Annotated in this window: 17 protein-coding genes; 4 read left to right on the forward strand and 13 right to left on the reverse strand. The window is 60.6% G+C overall.

Annotation, left to right across the window (positions count from 1 at the left end):
• Positions 1-56: 56 nt before the first annotated feature.
• From PQU96_RS13575 to PQU96_RS13620, 10 genes are all read right to left on the reverse strand, one after another.
• Entirely contained in the window at positions 57-497 is a 441-nt protein-coding gene (locus PQU96_RS13575) for a hypothetical protein (protein WP_272772940.1), read from the reverse strand.
• A gap of 57 nt (positions 498-554) precedes the next feature.
• The gene (locus tag PQU96_RS13580) at positions 555-1,694 is read right to left on the reverse strand and encodes a zonular occludens toxin domain-containing protein (protein ID WP_272772941.1); all 1,140 of its coding nucleotides are present in this window, start codon (positions 1,692-1,694) and stop codon (positions 555-557) included.
• Positions 1,691-1,960, reverse strand: a complete 270-nt coding sequence (locus tag PQU96_RS13585) for a DUF2523 domain-containing protein (RefSeq protein WP_272772942.1) — start codon at positions 1,958-1,960, stop codon at positions 1,691-1,693. The genes PQU96_RS13580 and PQU96_RS13585 overlap by 4 nt, the downstream gene beginning before the upstream one ends.
• Entirely contained in the window at positions 1,957-3,390 is a 1,434-nt protein-coding gene (locus PQU96_RS13590; RefSeq protein WP_272772943.1) for a virulence factor TspB C-terminal domain-related protein, read from the reverse strand. The genes PQU96_RS13585 and PQU96_RS13590 overlap by 4 nt, the downstream gene beginning before the upstream one ends.
• Before the next feature lie 64 nt (positions 3,391-3,454).
• Positions 3,455-3,772: a hypothetical protein gene (locus PQU96_RS13595; protein ID WP_272772944.1), complete on the reverse strand. Its 318-nt coding sequence runs from the start codon at positions 3,770-3,772 to the stop codon at positions 3,455-3,457.
• Positions 3,772-3,987 carry a major capsid protein gene (locus tag PQU96_RS13600; RefSeq protein ID WP_272772945.1) on the reverse strand — a complete coding sequence of 72 codons (216 nt, stop codon included), beginning with the start codon at positions 3,985-3,987 and terminating at the stop codon, positions 3,772-3,774. Before PQU96_RS13600 ends, PQU96_RS13595 begins: the two co-directional genes overlap by 1 nt.
• 67 nt (positions 3,988-4,054) lie before the next feature.
• Positions 4,055-5,884 (reverse strand): replication endonuclease, encoded by a 1,830-nt coding sequence (locus tag PQU96_RS13605; RefSeq protein ID WP_272772946.1) that lies wholly within the window; start codon positions 5,882-5,884, stop codon positions 4,055-4,057.
• Complete coding sequence (locus tag PQU96_RS13610) at positions 5,881-6,096, reverse strand: hypothetical protein (protein WP_272772947.1); 216 nt, start codon at positions 6,094-6,096, stop codon at positions 5,881-5,883. The genes PQU96_RS13605 and PQU96_RS13610 overlap by 4 nt, the downstream gene beginning before the upstream one ends.
• 2 nt (positions 6,097-6,098) lie before the next feature.
• The gene (locus PQU96_RS13615) at positions 6,099-6,422 is read right to left on the reverse strand and encodes a single-stranded DNA-binding protein (RefSeq protein ID WP_272772948.1); all 324 of its coding nucleotides are present in this window, start codon (positions 6,420-6,422) and stop codon (positions 6,099-6,101) included.
• Between the two features lie 119 nt (positions 6,423-6,541).
• Positions 6,542-6,784, reverse strand: coding sequence for a hypothetical protein (locus PQU96_RS13620; protein WP_272772949.1), 243 nt, complete (start codon positions 6,782-6,784; stop codon positions 6,542-6,544).
• A gap of 149 nt (positions 6,785-6,933) precedes the next feature.
• On the opposite strand from PQU96_RS13620, the gene PQU96_RS13625 reads away from it, so the two are divergent.
• Entirely contained in the window at positions 6,934-7,317 is a 384-nt protein-coding gene (locus PQU96_RS13625) for a hypothetical protein (RefSeq protein WP_272772950.1), read from the forward strand.
• Between the two features lie 661 nt (positions 7,318-7,978).
• Here the strand turns inward: PQU96_RS13625 and PQU96_RS13630 are convergent.
• From PQU96_RS13630 to PQU96_RS13640, 3 genes are read right to left on the reverse strand one after another with little or no spacing between them, the layout of a single operon-like run.
• On the reverse strand, positions 7,979-9,556 hold the full coding sequence (locus PQU96_RS13630) for a DNA recombination protein RmuC (protein ID WP_272772951.1): 1,578 nt from the start codon (positions 9,554-9,556) through the stop codon (positions 7,979-7,981).
• Positions 9,557-9,586: 30 nt separating this feature from the next.
• Positions 9,587-11,278: a single-stranded-DNA-specific exonuclease RecJ gene (gene recJ / locus PQU96_RS13635; protein ID WP_272772952.1), complete on the reverse strand. Its 1,692-nt coding sequence runs from the start codon at positions 11,276-11,278 to the stop codon at positions 9,587-9,589.
• Positions 11,275-12,279: a hypothetical protein gene (locus tag PQU96_RS13640; RefSeq protein ID WP_272772953.1), complete on the reverse strand. Its 1,005-nt coding sequence runs from the start codon at positions 12,277-12,279 to the stop codon at positions 11,275-11,277. The genes recJ and PQU96_RS13640 overlap by 4 nt, the downstream gene beginning before the upstream one ends.
• A 340-nt stretch (positions 12,280-12,619) precedes the next feature.
• Between PQU96_RS13640 and PQU96_RS13645 the strand changes: the two genes are divergently transcribed.
• From PQU96_RS13645 to PQU96_RS13655, 3 genes are all read left to right on the forward strand, one after another.
• Entirely contained in the window at positions 12,620-13,951 is a 1,332-nt protein-coding gene (locus PQU96_RS13645; protein WP_272772954.1) for a M23 family metallopeptidase, read from the forward strand.
• Positions 13,952-14,002: 51 nt separating this feature from the next.
• The gene (locus tag PQU96_RS13650) at positions 14,003-15,103 is read left to right on the forward strand and encodes an anhydro-N-acetylmuramic acid kinase (protein WP_272772955.1); all 1,101 of its coding nucleotides are present in this window, start codon (positions 14,003-14,005) and stop codon (positions 15,101-15,103) included.
• 79 nt (positions 15,104-15,182) lie between these two features.
• Positions 15,183-17,480, forward strand: coding sequence for a DNA translocase FtsK (locus tag PQU96_RS13655; RefSeq protein ID WP_272772956.1), 2,298 nt, complete (start codon positions 15,183-15,185; stop codon positions 17,478-17,480).
• Positions 17,481-17,560 lie beyond the last annotated feature (80 nt).

Raw genomic sequence — 17,560 nt, forward strand, 5'->3', positions numbered from 1 at the left:
CTCCTGCGCCAGTCACCGACAGCAGGAGGGTTGCAAGCTTAGGCGCCCTACTTCAACTACGTGAAATGACGACGATCAACATACAAACGATCAAGCGCTGACACCGTTGCCGCTGAACGGGTCAGTCGCGGGTCTTGCTTGATTTCGTAATCAATCAGTCGCTCAACAGTTCTGCGATCACCACCACAAGCTGTCAGGAGCTTCCGATAGCTTGGCGTGCTGCGATAATCACCGCCAGCTTGTGCGCCCTCCTTTGAGCCACCAGTAAATTCCGACTGCTGATCTTGCTGCGGCTTACGCGCGACATTGGGCAGCGCACGAGAAACAAACGGCTTGTCATCAGCTGAACGTCGATAGAACTCTTTCGTCTTCCGCTGCCAATGTTCCAGGGCAAGGAAGCAAAGTGCAGCCAACAAGGCGATCAGGTTGTCATTCGTAACCGCATACATGGCAACAAAAATAAGGATGGATACAGCAACACCGAAAACCTTGAACATAGCGTAGCGTCACACGAGCAATGATCCGCCCATGATAATGCGATAAATGCAGATGCGCTAAAAAATGCGCTCCGGCGTCACCATCAGATTCGGCTTGCCGGTAGTGTCGGGCACCGAGTAGCTATCGACTTCAGCGGTCGCATCGTCGGCAGGGTCTGGACGATTGCGATCAGGTGCAAGAGCAGCAGCGACTGGCGGCGGCGAGGCGCTGCGAACAGTGTACGGGTCAAACGGCGGGTTCTTGATGTAGTCGCGGCAAGTCTTGTCGTCAGCAGGGTAGACCGTGGCCTGATCAGTGAAGCAGGTGCACTTGGTCGAATTGACGATGCAACCGGCAATACGGGGCACATTCGTGACTGAGCGCATGCCATCGTACATCGGCGCCGTTTCCGGCTGATTCACGATGCGCGGCAGCGAGGGCTGCACAAGGGTGGCGAAGCCTTCGACCGGCTGAAGCCCCCCACCCTCCTTAAATCGAGCAGAGTTCAATGAAGTTTGAGCCAATGGCTGTGAAGCATCAGAAGACACCGGCGGATCAATACGGGAGGTGACGTTACGGTAGAGATACCAGCCACCACCCACCAAAGTCAGGATGACCGCCGCGACCACATAGATTTGCTTCGGTATACGGCGCTTGTGCTTGAGATGGCGCGTGGCGGACTTGTAGAGGCCGAACACCTTCTTGGGGGGCTTGTACGAGCGGGTGACCGCCACACGAAGCGCAGACGACGAATCCGGGTCAACACACTGGGTCCACTCGAACAGAGTCTGGATACCCAAGGCGTTGGTCTTGATATCGACGTGGCGACCGGCCAACTTGCGGATGTTGTTGTCGAGCAAGGACGGGTTCTGCGTAATCAGCCAGAAATCGACGCCAGTGTGTCGGTGGGTCTCGAAGGCGGCAACATGGTCGGGAACCTTGGAAGTCGCGCCACGAGGCCGGTAGACGTTCTGCGCTTCATCAATAAGGATGATCGCGTTATCCGGAAAGGTAAAAACCGGTCGGGTGATAGTGGGGTCTTCTTCGGATGCAACATGCGTCGTCCATTCGGCAATGGGCGGCGTTTTTTCATGGGGGATGAGCAAGTCGGGAATGCCCATCACAAACAGCGGCCGTGAGCCCTGTTCCTCAAGCAGCATGGAAACCGCCAAGGCGGTTTTGCCTGCACCTGGTTGACCGGTAATGACGGTGATCATTTGAATTCGAACCTCTTGAACGTGTTCATCGAAAGGCGGAAGGCAAAGGCGCCGACCAGAATGCCGAGGGCTTCGCCGAAGCCGGAGAGGCCAACCAGATTCATGGCCACGGAGGGCATAGCAGAAAAATTGTTTTGAATGGCGGTATTGAGGCCAGAAAGCACGGCAGTCATGCCGGTGTAACTGACAATCGAAATCCCCAGCGCCACCAAAATACGCGACAGCAAAGGCTTAACGAGGTCAAGAAGGACAGAAATCAAGTTCATTCTTTACGCGCCCCCATGATGATGAAGTAAGCACCGATGAAAGCCAGAATCAGGATGAACGGCTTTGTTTTGGTGGCGAAGTCGCAGTAATACGTCCACTGGTACAAGTAGGTTTTGCCCTTGATGGTCATGGAGTAAGGCGCAGGGCAGGTGGCGGACACGGAAAACGGTGTCCAGGTGAAATTCAGGTTTTTGGTTTGAGTCGGAATTTCTTCGTTAGGAATATCACCGACATCGAGACATTCCAGCGCCTTCGGATTGGCCTCGCAAAGCTCTTGCTTAGGAGTCTTTTCGGGCTGTGGCGGCGTTTGTTCGGCAGTCTTAACGTCAGTGGTGCAAGTGCCGCCCTGAGTGCAATTCGTGGTCTGGGTGGTGGTCGTAGTGCCGGTGGAAATGCTGTATGGGGCGAGATTGTCACAACCAAGAATGCCATTGGGGATGCACCGAACGGAATAGGTCTCAGCAGACGTTTGAGTAACAGCCTGTGTTGAACCATCGGCATTCGTTTGCATAGAGGTAGTAACTGTCGCAGGGGCAACAACAGGAGCAGCAGGGACAAGCGTTATAGGACGATCTTGCGGAATCTCAATAATAGTATCGTCATCAACAGCAGCTTTAAACCAAGTTCCGAAGTTGGCGGTAGCAGCTTGCTCAAGCTTAGGCTGAATTTCAGAATCGGAGACTGGAGTAGAAGGCCTTGGCTGATTGGCATTTAAAGAAGGTTCAATTTTAATGTAAAAAGTTCGATCATTGCCTCCAGGAGAAGCACAAGCGGTGCCGTAATACATAACCCCCAAACCCAAACGCGCACAAATTTCCTTGATCCTGTCTTTTTGCGATGCCGTACAACAAGAAGAAACATTTGACCACCTTTCTAAAAACATCGGCGGGTCATAACAATAATAGGCAGTAACAGGACAATAAAAGGTATAAAGAACATAATCTTTTAACGGGTCGTACGGAACATCGCCAAATAAGCTCTTGCCCCAACAAGAAACCTGAGCTTGACACTTCAATTCATCCATCCAAACATAACCTTGCTGTATAGCCCAGGTCAAAGCCAAGCCGCCAAGTATCGGACCGAGGCCAAAACCACCCTTGGCGAGTCCCTTAAAACCAGATGTCAGGCCTTGCTTCAGAGCAGGGTAAAGGTCTGGCGCATAAAAATCCTGATTGGCAGAAAATGGAACATTAAAACCATTCTTTTTAAATGAACCATTACTTTTAAATGTTGGCGGATTCCAAACACCATCATTTGCCGACCAAACAGGGGGCGAACTCGACCCTGTAAAACCCTTGGTGACACCGGAGTTTGAACCATACCAAGCTTTTGGCTGCACCTTGACCGCCCCAGCATAGGCAGGGGCAAAAAAGGCAGAGGCAATAAAAAAGCCCAGGACAAAGTAAATCAGGTTTCGGAGATTCCTCATTTTGGTAGCCCCAATGCAAGCAACAAAACGCTGATGAATGCCGCGATGAAGTAAATGTTTTCGGTCATGTGAAAAAGGCCTTTCGCAGATACAAAACGCACCACAGGAGGATGGCCGGGGTAATGGTCAACCAGCCAAGGGCAATACCATCAATGGCGTTTTGCGCGTTGTCACAGAACGGGAACTGCTGGCTGACTGCAACGCTAGAAACCAAAACGGAGCCAGCTGGCTCCGAGTTGTAGGCGTTGAGTAGCCATTGATTCCCAGACTTTTCGAAGGTCTGAAAGCCGGTTTCAGTGAGCCGAGGCGGGACAGTGCTGTAGTACAGGTCTGCTGCCTCGGCCGCTGATTCCAGACAGCGGGAACCAACGGCGAAGCCCATTACAGTGCCTTGCGCAGGTACTTGAAGCTGGCGATACCCACGATGACGACCAGAACAAGGCCGCCAACGGTGGCGGCATCGGTGCCGGCATCGGTAATGGCGGTGGTCACAGCAGCCGGCACAGCAGCTTGAGCGGAAGCCATCAGACCGAAGGTGGCGGCAGTAGCAGCGGAAACTTTGGCGCCAAAGCGCAGAGCAACGGAACGGAATTTCATGAGTATTTCTCCTGACCACGACTATGAAATGCAGGGCGACTGGTGGCCGCAATCACCCCGCAGGGAATTAACTTGTAAGCGGCGGTGAAGCCTGATTCGTGAGCATGCCAATCCAGTCCGGGAAGAATCGTCCAGGCGGTACTGTTAACGGAGGCAGGGTTGGCAATGGGGGCTGATGCAGGATGATTTCTGCTGACAGGGTTTTAGCGAGTGAGGGAGCGATGCCCGTACAGTTATTTACACGGGTCCAAGGCGCTACGCGCGGCGCTTGCCTCGCTGCGCTCGGCATATCGCCGTGCTTCGCGCTTCCGACCGTCCACACGTGAATGCGGGTTTCCACGATTTCTCCGGTTGGCCGGAAGGTGATGCCTTTCGTGACCTTGACGAATTCGGCGTAGCGGTTCTGGCGTGCCTCGCGGTGCGTGCACACCGGGATGTCTTTGCGCGGTGCGGCAGGTCCACCGCAGAGGCGCACGAAGTCGCCCCAGTTGGAGGCATCAGCGGCTTCCACGTAAGCGCGCAAGCCCTCCTCGACCTGATCGGCCTTGAGGCGACGCAGCTCTCGCCAGACGGTGACGCTGGTGGTGCCGATGAACTGGAACTGGCGGATTCCGTGACTGGACGCCCATGCGCCAACACGAACGGCGGATTCGTGAATCTTGGCCAGCTTGGTGTCGGAGCTTTCAAAGTCGTAATCCTCGACCGGGGCGCCATCAGCCTTGAAGCCGTCGATGTTTTTGCTGATGTATTTGGCGAGATAGCCGACGGCACTGCCCTTCTCCGGGTCAATGGTCTTGAAGGTGAAACGACGCAGCCATGCGCCCTTCTCGCTTGGCGAGTCCTGCAAGGCGTAGTCGCGGAAGGTCTTGAGCATGGCCTTGCGGTCTGCCGGTGCGACGAACAGCAGCAGGTGCCAGTGCGGGGTGCCGTCGTGGTGTGGCTCGACGGTGCGGACGCCGTAGCAGCGAATGCCGTCACGCGCCCACTGTGCGCGGGTGCGCGCCCAGACGGTGTTCAGGTAATCGTGAACATGGCGCGGGGTGACGTGGCAGAAGTTCGGATTCTCCTCACCGGTCTTGCTTTGGCGTGCGTGCATTCGTCCAGGTGCGGTCAGCGTCAGGAAAACGCCAATGTCGCCCTGCTCTTTCGCGTAGTCCTCAAGGCCACGCGTGCGAACCATGAGTTCGGCGCGCTTGATAACGGGGTTGGACGGGCCTTTGTCGGCCAGTTCTTGAAGGGTGAAGCTGTCACCAAATTCATTGGTGGCAACGAGGCTGGACAGGATGTCGCGGTTTTTGCGCCGGCGACCGTTTACGCGGGACTGGGTGGCGTCGGAGACATAGAGCGCTCGACGACGGTTAACGAGTCCGGCAGCGATAGCGACAGACTCGAAAGCACGACCATGAACAGACCGAATCTGACGTTTCCAGAAGTCCGGATCGACGGCGCGGAGTCGGCAGGGTTCGAGGTTTGATCGGTCTTTTTTGACTTCGGGGAGATGAACCAGTAGCTGCCGGGCCAGCGCCTGAAGCTCAGGACATTGGCTGCGGGGCCAGCCGCTATGCAGCGCAAGCGCAGCAAGTTTTTTTGCGGTCGTGTCGATTGTGCCTTCATCAAGCAGGACGCTGTCTGCTCTAGCGTCAAGGCGTACTCGACGGGGCAACCCGGCCACAGTTTTAGAGCTAAGGAAGCGTCGCAGCCAGACGTTGGCAGCGGAGCGCTGTTCATTGGAGCCTTTGCCATATTTTCGTGACCAGCTGTTGAAAATGGGGGCAACCACATCACCGGCCAACCCAGCAGCAGCGATAGTGTGCTTTGCCCATGCCGGATCAGACATGGCAACGAGCTGGCGCTTGGTCTGCTCAGGGGTTGGCGGCGTGAGGTTGCGGCGTTTCATGCGGCACCCCGGACGAATTCAAGTGGCCCGAAAAAGGTGATGCCTTCAGGACAACGATAGATGGCGAGTTCGTCCAGGCTGTACTGCGGCAGGTGTTCAGCCCCCAACCGTTGCAGGTGATGGCGTTCCGACAGCGTCAGGTCATCAAAGGCGACGCGCTGGTAGCCCTTGAAATCCTGCGGGATGAGTTCTGGCAGATTGGGGGTGAACATGATTAGCCAGCCTTTTTCTGCTGCTGGATCACGGGAGCGACCATCGTCATGAAGTCATCAAAGCCGATGAGCTTGGGCGAAACAGCAAGAGCGTCGAACTCGCCGACATAGATCGAGGTTGGCGACAGGATGTAAACGCCGGGAGCGTAAGGCGCTTGATCTTGACCAAGGCGAATGCGGGTTTCAACCGGGTAGCGCTTGAGCTTGCCGGTTTCAGTGTCGTAGGTGGCGGCGTAGGCGGTTTGCGAACGGCTGATACCGGAGCGGCCGTCACGCTGCCACGGCTTTTCTGTGACTGGCTTATCTTCGACTTCGATAACGATCATGATGCGACTCCTTGGAGGTGGTAGTAAGCAAGGCAAAAGGCGGCACCGGACGCAAAAGCGAGTGCCGAAACAAAAACAAAAAGGCGGGAAATGAGGTCAAGCAAGAAGGGGGTCATGGGTCAGTCCCGCGCCGGAGCAGCTGGATAAGCACGAAAAGCAGCGTAAGCGGCCCTGTGGGCTTCACGGGATTTGGCATACTTCTCCAGAGCGAACTGGAGCTGATGCGGCGGGCAATCCGGATCAAGCGAGAAATCAGCGAAAACACCCGCATCCAAATTTCGATTTAAAAGAGCGTCCTTGCATGCCTCATTGAGGCGTTCAAAGCCCTCGGCCCACTCGTTGAAAGTCATCGGTTGTTGCATGACGGCAGTTCCTTTGCGTGGCTGCGGGTGGCGTTGTCCGTTGCGCGTCATGGCCTGCCCCCTGCTAGAATTAGGTGATTACAAACGTACACATCCGTGTATGGCCTGAATCATATGTACACGGCCGTGTATGCGGCAAGGAGAACGTCATGAAGGCGTCTAGGGACTACCTAGAAGAAGCACTATCAAAAATTGGGGACTGCTCTGATGCCGAGAAGGCCAGACAAATGAAATTCAGCCCCCAAGCAATGAGCTTTTACCGATCAGGTGAACGAAAAATGGACGATTTCGCGTGCATCATGGTGGCGCGCGTGCTCGGTCTTGACCCAATGGAGATCATCGCGGCCTGCCAAGAAGAACGAGAGAAAAGCGAGGAACGACGGGAGTTCTGGAAGGATTTTCGGAAAACGTTAGGCGTTCAAGTAGTGGCAAGCCTGACGTTGGGAGCAATGACAATGACAGCGGCACCGGAGGCAAAAGCGAGTAGCAACAACCCGCTAAAACCGCCTATGACAAATGTTTATTATGTCTAATAAACTACACGAATCTGTCACAAGAGATCCTCCCCTCACGCCCTGACTATGGAGTTTTTACAAATACGTTCCATGTAGGCTGGCGAAAAGCCAGCACCGCGGAGCCTGTGCGTCGTCAGTCTGGCCGGCAACAATCAGTCGACAGGCAAACACCGATGCAAGGTACACCTGCAGAAGGCAATTAGCTGTAGTCTGGGGAGCCACGTCTTGCTGAGCTACATATGCCATCCTTGGCTCTCGGCTGGTGATAACCAAATATTTTTAACGAGCCGGTTCAAACCGTGGCGCCCGCTCACCATCCCAAGTCACTTTCAAGGAACTGGCTAGCCAAGCCGGCCATGCCAACAAGGCTGAAGAACCCAACGACAAAATGAAAGAAGCCGACATTTCTGCCGGCTTCTGGGGGTGGTTGAATGGTACAACGTCGCTTTACTGCTACAACATAACTACCTTTCACTGCACCAGACACTAACGAAGGTGAGAGCGTTGCCGGCTCGATGCCGGAGCTTTAACACGTACAACATCACGTTTACGGTTGGAGGAAAACGCTTTAACAAAGATCAGTACTAACATCAACAAGGTTATCAGCGATACCATCTAGCCCTCCTCCTTCCCAGTGTCTGACTGTTTTATAGTTCATCGCGCGGTAATCGCCAAGAAATTATTCGGCCTCTTCCGCGATATCCGAATCGAGCAGCAAATGTGACGGCAACTGCTTGCTGGTCTTGGCGCCCAGCTTGCGCAGTTTCTCGGCGCGCCCCAGCAGATTGCCGCTGCCAGTGCTGAGCTGTTTCATCGCAGTGCCGTAGCTGTCCTGCACGGTGCCGATCTGCTTGCCCAGCTTCTCCAGTGTATCCACCAGCCCCGCCAGCTTGTCGAACATGGCGCCGGATTGTCGTGCGATTTCCTGCGCATTCTGGTTCTGGTGTTCGTAACGCCAGATGCTGGCCACGGTGCGCAGTGTTGCCAGCAAGGTGCTGGGGCCGACGATCATGATGCGACGCTCGAAGGCCTCGTTGAACAGGCCCATGTCGTGCTGTACCGCCAGCAGATAGGCCGGCTCCACCGGCACGAACATGAACACGAAGTCGAGGGTGTTGAGCTTGTACAGATCCTGGTAGCGCTTCTCGGACAGGCTGCGGATGTGCGCCCGCAAGGCGGCGATGTGCGCCTTCAGCTCGCTGTCGCGCACCGCTTCGTCGCTGCTGGCGCTGTAACGGACATAGGCATTGAGCGATACCTTGGAGTCGATCACCAGCTGCTTGCCTTCCGGCAGGTCGATCACCACGTCCGGCTGGTAGCGTTTCTGGCCGCCCTCGCCTGTTTCCACCGTATCCGACACCTGCACACGGTATTCGCGGTCGCGGGTCAGGCCGGAGGTTTCCAGCACCCGCTCCAGAATCATCTCGCCCCAGTTGCCCTGCGTCTTGTTGTTGCTGCCGGTCAGCGCCTGGGTCAGCGCCACCGCGTCGTGATTGAGCCGGGTATTCAGCTCCTGCAGCCGGCGCAATTCCTGCTCCAGTGTCAGCCGCTCCTTGGAATCCTTGTCGTAGGTGTCCTGCACCAGCTTGCCGAAATGCTGGATGCGCTCGCCCAGCGGGCCCAGCAACAGGCCGAGGTTTTCGCGGTTCTGCTCGGTGAAGCGCTTGGACTTTTCTTCCAGGATGTCGGTAGCCAGCGCCTTGAACTGGTTGGACAGCGCCTCCCGTGCCTCCTGTAGCAGCTGCAGCTTTTCCGCCGACTGACGCTGTTCCTGTTGCAGCAAGGTCAACAGCTCCTGTTCGCGCGCGCCCAGCCGGGCCAGGTCGTTTTGCTGCGCCTGCCATGCGGCGCGCAGCTGCTGCAACTCCTGCTGCAGCAACGGCAGCTGCCTGCCCTGCTCTTCGCGTGCGGCCAACCTTTCGCCCTGCTCGCGCAGCTGCAGCTGTTGCTGTTGCAGCTGGCCTTCCAGCTCCGGCAGGCGCTGTGCACGATTGGCGAGCACCGCCAGTTTTTGCTGTGCCTCGGACAGCAGCTGGCGCAGGCTATCCAGCTGTTGCTGCTGCGCGGTCGCACGCGCCTGGCTGTCGTCGAGCTGCCACTGCAAGGATTCGCCCCGCGCCTGCGCCGCGGCCAGCTGCGCCGCCGTCTCGCCTAGCCCGCGCTGGTAGGCAGCCTCGGCACGGTGCTTGCCGACCAGCCAGGTAGCGGCGATGCCCGCGCCGGCACCGGTCAGCAGCCCCATCAGTAGTTCGATCATGGTGTCCTCCGGATTGCGGCCAACCTTTTGTCAGCCGGGCTGGCGCCAGTGCTGGATGTAGATCTGCAGCTCCTTGCGCCCCTGCCACTCGTTGGCCGCCAGCTGGTACACCGCGTTGATGGTCTGCGGCAGCCACTCCACCTGGTTGAACAGCATGCCGTCGCACTGCACGCCGTCCTTTTCCAGGCGCAGTTTCAGGTGCTTGTCGCCGACCACGCGCTGGCTGACGATGTGGAAGTCGTCATGGAAGGTCGGCGCGGCAAAGCCCTGCCCCCACACTTCTGCGGCCAACGTTTCCGCCACCGCCAGCGACAGCTCGCGGCCGCTGAGCGGGCCGTCGGTTTCCAGCGTGCGGGTCAGCGTGTTGCTGTCCAGCAGCTGGCGCGCCACGCTCTCGAAGGCGGCGGCGAATTCGTCGAAACGGGCCTCGGCAATGGTCAGCCCCGCCGCCATCGCGTGGCCGCCGAACTTGAGGATCAGCTGCGGGTGGCGCTTGTACACCAGATCCAGCGCGTCGCGCAGGTGGAAGCCGGGAATGGAACGGCCGGAGCCCTTGATCTCGCCCTCGTCACCCGGCGCGAACACGATGGCCGGGCGGTGATACTTTTCCTTCAGCCGCGACGCGACGATGCCGACCACGCCCTGGTGCCAGTCGTCGCGATACAGTGACAAGGTGTAGCGCTGCTCGGCGTCGATACCGGACAGCACCGCCAATGCCTCATCCTGCATGCCGTGCTCGATGCTGCGCCGCTCGCGGTTGAGCCTGTCCAGCTCCTGCGCCAGCGTCAGCGCCTGCACTTCGTCGCCCGCCAGCAGGCAGGCGATGCCGAGGCTCATGTCGTCCAGCCGGCCGGCGGCGTTCAGCCGCGGCCCGACGGTGAAACCGAGGTCGAAGGCGTTGGCCTTGTGCGCGGCGCGGCCGGCAACACGAAACAGTGCGGCGATGCCCGGCGCCATGCGCCCGGCTCGCATGCGGCGCAGGCCGTTGTCGACCAGGATGCGGTTGTTGCGATCCAGCTTGACCACGTCGGCCACGGTGCCCAGCGCTACCAGATCCAGCAGCTCGCCCAGGTTCGGCTCCGGCTGCTGCCGGAACGCGCCACGGGCACGCAGCTCGGCGCGCAGCGCCATCAGCACGTAGAACATCACGCCGACGCCGGCCAGGTTCTTGGACGGAAACTCGCAGCCGGGCTGGTTGGGGTTGACGATCAGCGCCGCGGGCAAGGTGTCGCCGGGCAGGTGGTGATCGGTAACCAGCACCTCGATGCCGCGCGCGTTGGCGGCCTCGACCCCGGCGACGCTGGCGATGCCGTTATCGACGGTGACGATGATGTCCGGCCGGCTCTGCGCCGCCAGTTCTACGATTTCCGGCGTCAGGCCGTAGCCGTACTCGAAGCGGTTGGGCACGATGAAGTCGATCACCGCGCCCAGCGCCGCCAGCCCCTTCACCGCCACCGCGCAGGCGGTGGCGCCGTCGGCGTCGTAGTCGGCGACCACCAGCAGCCGTTGCCGGGCGGCGATGGCGTCGGCCAGTCGCGCGGCCATCGGCTGGATGTTTTTCAGACTGTGATAGGGCAATAGGCCCTTGAGGCCGTAATCCACTTCGGCGGCGTCGGCGATGCCGCGCGCGGCGTACAGGCGCGCCATCAGCGGCGCGATGCCCTGTTGATGCAGTTGCCGGGCGGGATCGGCCGGGACTTGACGGGTAACGATACGGGTCATTGCGGATACAGTTTGCTGAGTGGCAAGGGACGACGCCACAGTTTCCAGAGATCCAGCCGCGTGGTGCGGCTGTGCAGGCCGGCGCTGCCATGACAGCACAGCTCTACTTCGCTGAGCTTGCCCTGCTGCAGTGCGGCCAACGTTGGCGCAAACCAGTCGCGCTCCAGCCGCAGCAGCCCTTCGCGCCAGCCCCACACGTCACGGAACTGCGCGGCGCCCTCGGCGGCGTCGAGGTGGATCAGCACGTCGTCACCCCCTTCCGCCAGTGCAAAGGCATAGCCCGGGCTGTCGCCGGCGACACCGGCCTGCTGCGCCAGCTGCTGCCACAGCAGGTCATGGCTGTGCACCGCCGGATAGGCGCTGGCCAGTGACTGCGGCTGGCTGGCCTCGCCCCAGAACCACAGGCTGTTCACCGTCGGCTCGCCGCGCGCCTCGCGCGCCTCGTTGACCGGGTGGGTATATAGCAACATCTGCAGCTCGTTGAGAAAGCGGCTCCAGCGCATGCCTTTTGCGCCCTTGGGCAGGTGGTGGTTGATGTCCTCGCCGATCACATCCGGCAGCGCAGAGAACTCGGCACCGCTCGCCTCCGGCAGGGCGACGAACCAGCGCGCTGGTGTCGGCGCGTGAAACAGCAGGCCGTCCTCGGCGAAGAAGGCGTTCAGGCTGGCCAGCAGCGCCGCGGCCTCGTCCTGCGAGAGATTCATGATACCAATGTCGCCCAGCAGCGCGCGGTCGCGATCGACGCGCAGGTTGACCGGGTCGGCAATCAGCCAGCTGGTCGCCGGCGGCAGGCCGGCAGCGCGGGCAAGGTTGGCCGCAAGAGCCGGCTGCGGCAGGCCGAAAGTGCGGCACAGCATCTCGCTCGCGCTCAGCGGCGCACTGCGCCACTGGCCGCGGCCCAGCAGCGTCGACAGCGCCGGCAGCGACAGGTCCTTGCACAGCTCGGGGCCGTCGGCGCTGTCCAGCCAGGTCAGGCCGGGAACAAACAGGGTGTATTTCATGGCGGGTGTGGCGTCGGTGGGTGCGATGACAGGCCGGCATTGTAGCGGTTTGCGAGCGGCGCTGACCAATTGCGGCAGGCGTTGAACTTATTTAGAGACAAAACAGTCTTTGCAGTCGGCTCCGCTTGACACCAATGCCGGTGAAAGCGGGAACTGTCGTAAAACGGACGATGACATTGAGTTAGTTTGTTGATTATTAAACATTATTTGTTTGCCTGTCTCCGTTTTTTTGCTAACCTGCCCCCTTTGTATTTTTATCAATAGCTGTTGATTAAGCAGCTTGTTCGATAAACGTACTTGTCCCGGGCACCCTCCGGGCCATACAAGACCATAGAGATCCATGAGCTACCAGACACTGCTGCCATCCCGTCTCCAAGGCCTCCAGCGCCTGATGAAACATCGCTTCAGCTGGCTGATCGGCGCCGCCACCCTGCCCTTTCTCGGCGTGCTGACCGCCGTTGCCGTCGCCCCCGGCGCGGCCGAGCCGGCACCACTCGAAGTACGCGAAGTCAGCCAGTTGCTGGCGCTGCCGGCACTGCCGGCCGGCCAGTCCGACGGCTCGCGCTACTGGCGCGAAGAGCGCATCCAGCGCGGCGATACCATTGCCCGCCTGCTGAACCGCCTCGGCGTCGGCAGCGACGAAGCCAACCGCTTCATTCATACCGCGCCGGTGTCGCGCGACCTGCTGAAACTGCACGCCGGCGCGACGCTGTCGGTACAGATCAACGACCAGGGCGAGCTGTTCGGCCTGCGCTTCCTCAACGACGACGAGAACGGCGAAAAAGTGCTGGTCGTGATCGAGAAGCACGGCGAACAGTGGCAAGCCAGCGCCGAACCGCCGCGCACCGAGACGATCCAGGCGGTACGCTCCGTCGAGGTCCGCACCAGTCTTAGCGGCGCGCTGGCCCAGGCCGGCGTACCGGTGGAAATCCGCACCCAGCTGGGCGAGATTTTCTCCGACCAGCTGGATACCACTCGCCTGCAGCCGGGCGATCGTGTCAACCTGGTGTACGAGACGCTGCTGTACAAGGGCTCGCCGATTGCCAACGGCAATGTGCTGGCCGCCGAGATCCAGTCCGGCGGCAAGACCTGGCAGGCGTTCTACTTTGCCCACGACAGTGAATCCGGCGCCTACTACGACGCCGCTGGCCAGTCGCTGCGCAAGGGCTTCAGCAACCAACCTGTCAGCAATGCCCGCATCAGCTCCGGCTTCGGCATGCGCTTCCACCCGATACTGCGCAGCCTGCGCATGCACGAGGGCATCGACTATGCCGCCGGCAGCGGCACACCGATCATGGCCACCTCCGACGGCGTGATCGACACCATCGCCAGCCAGAGCGGCTACGGCAACGTGGTGATCATCAAGCACAACGCCAAGCTGTCGACGCTGTACGCGCACATGAGCCGCTTCGAGCCGAAGCTGAAACGTGGCAGCAAGGTGTCCGCCGGCCAGGTAATCGGCTATGTCGGCAGCACCGGACGCTCCACCGGCCCGCACCTGCACATGGAGGTGCGCGTCAACGGCCAGGCGGTCGATCCGTCGACCACCGCACTGCCGGTGCCGGGCCTGAGCACGCAGCAACGCTTGGCCTTCCGCCAGCAGAGCGTTAAGCTGGCGGCTAATTTGAAGCTGCTCAGGGAGATTCCGGTCAGCGTTGCCCAGCTGGAGTAAACGCCCCCGTGCAATCCTCAACCCTGACAGCACTACTGTCAGGGTTTTTTCATGTCTGCGTATTTTATCGGTTTGATGTCCGGCACCAGCCTCGACGGCGTGGATGCGGTTCTGGTGGATTTTTCCGGCCCGCGTTTCCGCGTTTGCGGCGAGGCCTTCGTTGACTATCCGGCGACGCTGCGCGAGGACATCCTTGCGCTACAGACCCCGGCACACAACGAGCTGGACCGCAGCGCCCAGCTGGCCAACCAGCTGGCTCAGCGCTACGCGCAAGTGGTGCAGCAGCTGCTGGCCAGCTGCCGGCTCGACGCCGGCGCCGTGAGCGCCATCGCCTGCCACGGCCAGACTATCCGCCACGCACCGGAGCGCGGCTACACGCTGCAGCTGGGCAACCTCGCACTGCTGGCCGAGCTGACCGGCATCGACGTGATCGGCGACCTGCGCAGCCGTGACGTTGCCGCCGGCGGCCAGGGGGCGCCACTGGTACCCGCCTTCCACGCGCACGCTTTCCATGACGAGAACGTGAACCGCCTGATCGTCAACATCGGCGGCATCGCCAACCTGACTTACCTCGGCCATGACGGCGCGGTCTCCGGCTTCGACAGCGGCCCTGGCAACATGCTGCTCGACGCCTGGGTCAAGCTGCATTGCGGCCAACCTTATGACGCCGACGGCGCGTGGTCGGCCTCCGGCAACGTGCATCCACGCCTGCTGCAGCAGCTGCTGGCCACCAGCTACTTTGACGCGCCGCCCCCCAAGAGCACCGGCCGCGACCTGTTCGATCTCGCCTGGCTGCAGGCGCAGCTGCACGCGCTGGGCGAAGTGCTGCGCCCGGCCGACGTGCAGGCTACCCTGGCCGAACTGGTCGCACACAGCATCGTCAACGCCGCGCAGCGTTTCCTGCCCGCCGTCAGCGCGGTCTACCTGTGCGGCGGCGGCGCGCGCAACCGCGACCTGCGCCAGCGGCTGCAGCAACGTTGGCCGCAGGTCGGCTGGCACCTGACCGACGAGTTGGGACTGCCCTTGCACCAGGTGGAAGCCACCGCCTTTGCCTGGCTGGGCTATTGCTTCAGCCGGCGCCAGGGCGCCAACCTGCCGGCGGTGACCGGCGCCAGCGGCCGGCGCGTGCTGGGAGCGCTGTATCCGGCCTGACAAATTCACGTGCCGGTACGCGGATTTTGTGCGGTTTGCCGATATAATCAGCCACCACCCTAATCAAACAGAATAATCAATGCGCCTCTTCAAGCGTAAAGCCGCCGTTCGCAACACCGACCCGCTGCCGCCACGGCTCTCCAGCCTGCTGCGCGAAGCGTGGTGGTTGCTGATGGCCGTGACCGCCGTTTACCTCGTTCTGACGCTGGCGTCGTTTTCTCCCGCAGATTCTTCCTGGTCGCACAGCTCGGCCGATGCGCAGGTGCGCAACTATGGCGGCGCCTTTGGCGCCTGGCTGTCCGACATCCTGCTGTACCTGTTCGGCTACTCGGCGTGGCTGAGCGTGGCATTCTGTCTCGCCGCCATCGCCTGGGGCTATCGCCAGCTGGGCGAAGGCATCCGCCGCCCAGGGCCGATGGCGTGGGCGGCCAGCTTCGGTTTCCTGTTGTTCATTCTTTGCTCTGCCAGCCTCGAAGCGCTGATCTGGCGTGGCGAGACGCTGAGCCTGCCGCTGGTCGCCGGCGGCCTGTTCGGCCAGTTCCTCGGGGATATCGCCGCGCGCGTATTCGGTCTGACCGGCGGCGGCCTGCTGTTGCTGGTGAGCGGCGCCATCGGTTTCTCGCTGTTTACCGGCCTGTCGTGGCTGAACCTGATGGAGCGCATCGGCGGCGGCATCGAGGATGGCGTACTGAAGATCTGGCAGGCGTGGCAGGCACGCCAGGACCGCGAGATCGGTCGCGAAGTCGCACAGCAGCGCGAGGAAAAAGTCGTCACCGAGAAAAAGAAAATCGAAGACAAGCCGCCGGTACGCATCGAGGCGCCGGTGCTGGACATCCCGCTGTCGCCCAAGGTGACCAAGCCGGTACAACAGTCGCTGTTTGCCGCGCCCGGCGACGACACCCTGCCCGGCCTGCCACTGTTGGCCGCACCGAAGGAACAGGGCGAGCCGGTGTCCGCCGAGACGGTGGAATACACCTCGCGCCTGATCGAACGCAAGCTGGCCGACTTTGGCGTCGACGTGAAAGTGGTCGCCGCCTACCCCGGCCCGGTAATCACCCGTTACGAGATCGAGCCGGCCATCGGCGTCAAGGGCGCGCAGATCGTCAACCTGATGCGCGACCTCGCGCGCGCTCTCTCCCTGGTGTCGATCCGCGTGGTGGAAACCATCCCCGGCAAGACCTATATGGGCCTGGAGCTTCCTAACCCGAAGCGCCAGATCGTGCGTCTGTCCGAGATCGTCGGCTCCGACAGCTACCAGAACATGAGCTCGCGCCTGGCGATGGCGCTGGGCAAGGACATTGCCGGCCAGCCGGTGTCCGCCGACCTCGCCAAGATGCCGCACGTACTGGTGGCCGGCACCACCGGCTCCGGCAAATCGGTGGCCATCAACGCCATGATCCTGTCGGTGCTGTACAAGGCAACGCCCAAAGAAGCCCGCCTGATCATGGTCGATCCGAAAATGCTTGAATTGTCGGTATATGAAGGCATCCCGCACCTACTGGCACCAGTGGTCACCGACATGAAGCAGGCCGCCAACGCACTGAACTGGTGTGTCGGCGAGATGGAAAAACGCTACCGACTGATGTCCAAGCTCGGCGTGCGCAACCTCGCCGGCTACAACCAGAAGATCCGCGACGCGGAAAAGGCCGGTGAAAAGCTGCCCAATCCGTTCAGCCTGACCCCGGAAACGCCGGAGCCGCTGGAGACCATGCCGATGATCGTGGTGGTGATCGACGAGCTGGCCGACCTGATGATGGTGGCCGGCAAGAAGATCGAGGAGCTAATCGCCCGCCTGGCGCAGAAGGCGCGCGCCGCCGGCATTCATCTGATTCTGGCCACGCAGCGGCCGTCGGTGGACGTGATCACCGGCCTGATCAAGGCCAATATCCCGACCCGCATCGCCTTCCAGGTATCCAGCAAGATCGACAGCCGCACCATCCTCGACCAGATGGGCGCCGAGACGCTGCTGGGCCAGGGCGACATGCTGTACCTGCCGCCTGGCACCGGCTACCCGCTGCGCGTGCACGGCGCCTTCGTCGCCGACGACGAGGTGCATCAGGTGGTGGAATTCCTCAAGACCACCGGCGAGCCGGACTACATCGAGGGCATCCTCACCGGCGGCACCGAAACCGAGGCAGGTGACGGCGGCGACGGCCTGTCCGGCAGCGGCGATAGCGAAGCCGACCCGCTGTACGACGATGCCGTCGCCATTGTGCTGAAAACGCGCAAGGCGTCGATTTCGTCGGTGCAACGTCATCTGCGCATCGGCTACAACCGTGCCGCGCGACTGATCGAACAGATGGAAGCCAGCGGCATCGTCTCGGCGATGGAAACCAACGGCAACCGCAGCGTGCTGGTGCCGGCGCGAGAGGAATAAGCCGTGCCATTTCATTGAGCAAGGTTGGCCGCAGCAATGCGGCCATTGCTTTTTCAGGCGCGCAAGGTAAGCTTCATCCT

Origin of the sequence: Vogesella margarita (assembly GCF_028548475.1) — a bacterium.
GTDB lineage: Bacteria > Pseudomonadota > Gammaproteobacteria > Burkholderiales > Chromobacteriaceae > Vogesella > Vogesella margarita.